The 3,447-nt window shown below is 74.9% G+C and carries 5 protein-coding genes; 1 reads left to right on the top strand and 4 read right to left on the bottom strand.

The window, feature by feature from the left end:
- Positions 1-419: hypothetical protein (locus OZN99_RS27830; RefSeq protein WP_456299908.1), on the bottom strand; the 419-nt coding region annotated here is incomplete at its 3' end.
- A gap of 323 nt (positions 420-742) precedes the next feature.
- On the opposite strand from OZN99_RS27830, the gene OZN99_RS27825 reads away from it, so the two are divergent.
- Positions 743-1,000: a hypothetical protein gene (locus OZN99_RS27825; RefSeq protein WP_270938474.1), complete on the top strand. Its 258-nt coding sequence runs from the start codon at positions 743-745 to the stop codon at positions 998-1,000.
- 30 nt (positions 1,001-1,030) lie between these two features.
- On the opposite strand, the gene OZN99_RS27820 is transcribed toward OZN99_RS27825, so the two are convergent.
- From OZN99_RS27820 to OZN99_RS27810, 3 genes are all read right to left on the bottom strand, one after another.
- Positions 1,031-1,303 (bottom strand): DUF1127 domain-containing protein, encoded by a 273-nt coding sequence (locus OZN99_RS27820; protein ID WP_270938473.1) that lies wholly within the window; start codon positions 1,301-1,303, stop codon positions 1,031-1,033.
- A 201-nt stretch (positions 1,304-1,504) separates the two neighbouring features.
- The gene (locus tag OZN99_RS27815; RefSeq protein ID WP_270938472.1) at positions 1,505-2,500 is read right to left on the bottom strand and encodes an NAD(P)H-dependent glycerol-3-phosphate dehydrogenase; all 996 of its coding nucleotides are present in this window, start codon (positions 2,498-2,500) and stop codon (positions 1,505-1,507) included.
- A 10-nt stretch (positions 2,501-2,510) separates the two neighbouring features.
- Positions 2,511-3,341 carry a 23S rRNA (adenine(2030)-N(6))-methyltransferase RlmJ gene (locus OZN99_RS27810; protein WP_270938471.1) on the bottom strand — a complete coding sequence of 277 codons (831 nt, stop codon included), beginning with the start codon at positions 3,339-3,341 and terminating at the stop codon, positions 2,511-2,513.
- Positions 3,342-3,447 lie beyond the last annotated feature (106 nt).

Here is a 3,447-nt window from a genome sequence, read left to right as displayed (position 1 = left end):
AGCGGCGCCGCCGGCTTGGCGCGCTTCGGCAGTTTCGCGGCAACGATCCCCGCCGCAGGCTGCGGCTCGGCGGGCGCCTCCGGCTCCACCGCGGCCACCGGCGCGGGCCGGGCCTCGGCCTCCGCCTCTGTCTCGACCACGGGCACCACCGGGGCCGGCAGGGAGGGCGGGGCAAAAGCGGCCGGGGCTGTCGCCGTCGAAACCGTCGGGGCTGCCGGCTGGGCGGCCTGCGCCGGCGCGAGCCACCAGGGCGCGGTCCAGAAGCGCATCGCCTGGCGCTGGAAGGCGGTCATCATCTCGACCTGCCGGCGGGCAAGGTCGCCGTTCCACAGCGCTGCCCAGTCGGTGGACATGGTGCCGAGCCCGGCCAGCCAGGGGCCGAGAAAGGGGGACGTCGGGATCATCGGGTTCGTGGACATGCGGTCTCTCGCGCTGCGTGCGCCCGGACTATATGTTGCAGCGCAGCATGGCAACCGCCTCGGCGTCGGCGCGGCCGGTATCCCGTGACAACCGCGTGAGGTCACGAGTCCGCGTCGGGATCATGTATGTTGCGGTGCAGCATAGGGCTGCTCTAGACTTGCTCGGCGGACCATCCCTTGGCCTTCCGTCCCGGGCCACCAGTCTTTGTTCTCAACGGCCAGCCTGGGCTGCCCCTCCGTCGGCAGAGCCGACAGACGACCGGGCAGGACAGGCGGGCCGGGCAGCGCGTCGGCCGGGCGCCGGCGCAGGAAGCGAGGTGCGCGTGGCACGTCTCACAGCGGTGTCGTTCAGGTCCTACCGCGGCCACCAGATCGAACTGCGCGACGCCGGCCGTGGCCAGTGCGCGGTCATCATCCATCCGCCTGGCGGCCGCGGCTCGCCGCACCAGGTGACTCCGGAGCCGGAGGCGACGACGCTCGTGGCGCAGTTCAACCAGGCGAAGGCGCTGATCGACGCGGTCATGGGACCGCGGCCGCCGGTGATGCAGCGGGGCGGCTACAGTCGCCGCGACATGGCCTGATGCCAGCCGGGCCGGGTGGCCCGGCCGGCGTCACGGCCGGATGCGCCAGGCGCCGAACTGGCGGAAGTTGCGCTCGCGCTCGGCCTGCATGTGCGCCTGCAGCTCCCAGCGGTTGACGCCGATGTCGCGCAGGGTCGCGTCGTCCAGGCGGGCGATCTCGGCCAGGGTGCGCCGCTCGTCGCGCCAGGCCTGCAGCAGCTGGAGGATGGCGCCGAACCACCGGGCCAGGCTGTTGCCCCGGACGGCGTCGGCATGGGCTGCCACGGCGTCGCCGGGCAGGTGGATGAAGGCGGGAATGCGCATGACGTGTCTCCGTCGGGCGCCCCGGGCCGGCCCGATGCCGGCGCGGTGGCGATGCGGAGGATCCTGACGGCGTGGCCTTTCGGGCAGATGTCGTCTGCGGCGCCGCGCGGCGCGAAGGCGTTGCACGCATGTCGGTCCTGTGGCGCGGCCGGTGCGCCGTCCAGCCGCGTGCGCCGCGCGTTGCGCCCGTGTCGCGCCCGGCTACTCGTCGCGTCGTGGCCGTGCCAGCAGTCGGCCCATCGCGTCGCCCACCGACATGCGGCCGGCCAGCAACTCGGCCACGGCGGCGCAGATCGGCAGCTCCACCCCTGCCTCCGCCGCGCGGGCGACGATGGCGGGCGCGGTCTCCACGCCCTCCGCCACGCCGACGCGGCTGGCCATCGCATCCTCCAGGCTCGCCCCGCGCGCCAGCTCCACGCCCAGCGAGGTGTTGCGGCTGCCCGGTCCTGTGGTGGTCAGCAGCAGGTCACCGAGGCCGGACAGGCCGGCCGCCGTCTCCGCCCTGCCGCCGAGCGCGACCGTCAGGCGCGAGAGCTCCGCCAGGCCGCGTGTCACCATGGCGGCGCGCGCGTTCTCGCCGAGGCCGGCGCCGATCACCGCGCCGGCGGCGATCGAGATCACGTTCTTCGCCGCGCCGCCCACCTGAACGCCCATCGGGTCGTCGCCGCCGTAGATGCGGAAACCGGCCGTGCCCAGCAGGTCGCCGGCCACCTGGCGCAGCCCGCCGTCCTGGCTGGCCAGCACGGCGGCGGCCGGCAGGCCTTTGGCGATCTCATGCGCGAAGTTCGGGCCTGAGAGTACGGCCGTGGGCCGGCCAGGCCGCACCTCCGCCATCACCTCCAGCGGGAAGCGCAGCGTGCCGCGCTCCACGCCCTTGGCGCAGGCGATCAACGGCGCGCCGGTGTCGGGCAGGGCGGCCAGCACGGGGCGCAGGAACTGCGCCGGCACCGCGACCAGCACGAACAGCGCATCGGCCAGCGCCGCAGCCGGGTCGGCGGTGACCTCGATGGCCGGGGAGAGCTGCACGCCGGGCAGGTAGGTGGCGTTCTGCCGCGTCTCGGCCATCGCCGTGGCGCGGCCGGCGTCGCGTGCCCAGAGGCCCACGCCGTTGCCCGCGCGGGCCGCCTGCACCGCCAGCGCGGTGCCCCAGGCACCGGCGCCGAGCACCGCGATCCGCCGCCGTCCGCGTGCAGGCATCTGGGCTGTCCTATCGTTCCTCGGTGACGCGCATCACCGTCGTTGCGGCACCATCCTCGCCCCGCGCGAGCCGGGCGAGCAAGGCATCGAGGATCTCGCGCGCCTGTTGCTCGAATCCGAACGGCGCGTTCGCGACCAGCAGGCCGCAGCCGTTCAGGCGGGTGGGGTCGGTCGGCTCGCGCAGGGTCAGTTCGCAGGCCAGGCAGTCGGGCACCGCCTGCTCGCGCAGCGCGGCGTGGAAGGCGCGCACGGGCGCGCGGTGCTTGATGGGATACCAGGCCGCGACCACGGCAGCGCGGAAGCGGTGGCGCAGCGCGGCCAGGCCGGCGGCCAGCCGGTCGAACTCGCCCTCCTTCTCGAAGGGCGGGTCGATCAGAACCAGGCCGCGCCGTTCAGGGAAGGGCGTGAGGGCGGTCAGCGCCTCCCAGGCGTCGCGGCGGTGGACGGCGACCTGCGCGTCGCCGCGGAAGCGGGCGCGGAGCGTCGCGTGGTCCTCAACGTGCAGCTCGCACAGCATCAGGCGGTCGCCCGGCCGCAACAGCGCGCGGACAATCGCGGGCGAGCCGGGGTAGGAGGCCGGAAAGCCGGCGGCGCGCACCAGCGCGACATAGTCGGCCAGCGGCGGCGCCGTGGCCTCGGCCACGCGGCCGATCCCGTCGCGCCACTCCCCGGTGCGCTGCGGCTCCGGAGCGGAGAGGTCGTAGCTGCCGATGCCGGCATGGGTGTCGAGCACGGCGAACGGCTTGTCCTTCGCCAGCAAGCCGCGCAGCAGCGCCACCAGCAGGGCATGCTTCGCGCAATCGGCGAAGTTCCCGGCGTGGAAGGCGTGCCTGTAGTTCACGCGCGGGCGTTAGACCCGGCCTGCGGCGCGCGCAAGCGGCGCGCGCCGCGCCGGGTTCAGCGCCCGGTCAGCGCCCCGCCGGCCGCCCCGAGGCCGCCGCCGATCA

It is taken from the genome of Falsiroseomonas oryzae, from assembly GCF_027856955.1.
Classification (GTDB): domain Bacteria; phylum Pseudomonadota; class Alphaproteobacteria; order Acetobacterales; family Acetobacteraceae; genus Falsiroseomonas; species Falsiroseomonas oryzae.
Note: the sequence above shows the minus strand (reverse complement) of the source record. Positions and strands in the feature narration are given on the sequence as shown.

Coding starts and splice junctions, on each gene's coding strand:
- OZN99_RS27815 (WP_270938472.1), bottom strand. CDS start 2,500: ATGCCTGCACGCGGACGGCGGCGGATCGCGGTGCTCGGCGCCGGTGCC.
- OZN99_RS27820 (WP_270938473.1), bottom strand. CDS start 1,303: ATGCGCATTCCCGCCTTCATCCACCTGCCCGGCGACGCCGTGGCAGCC.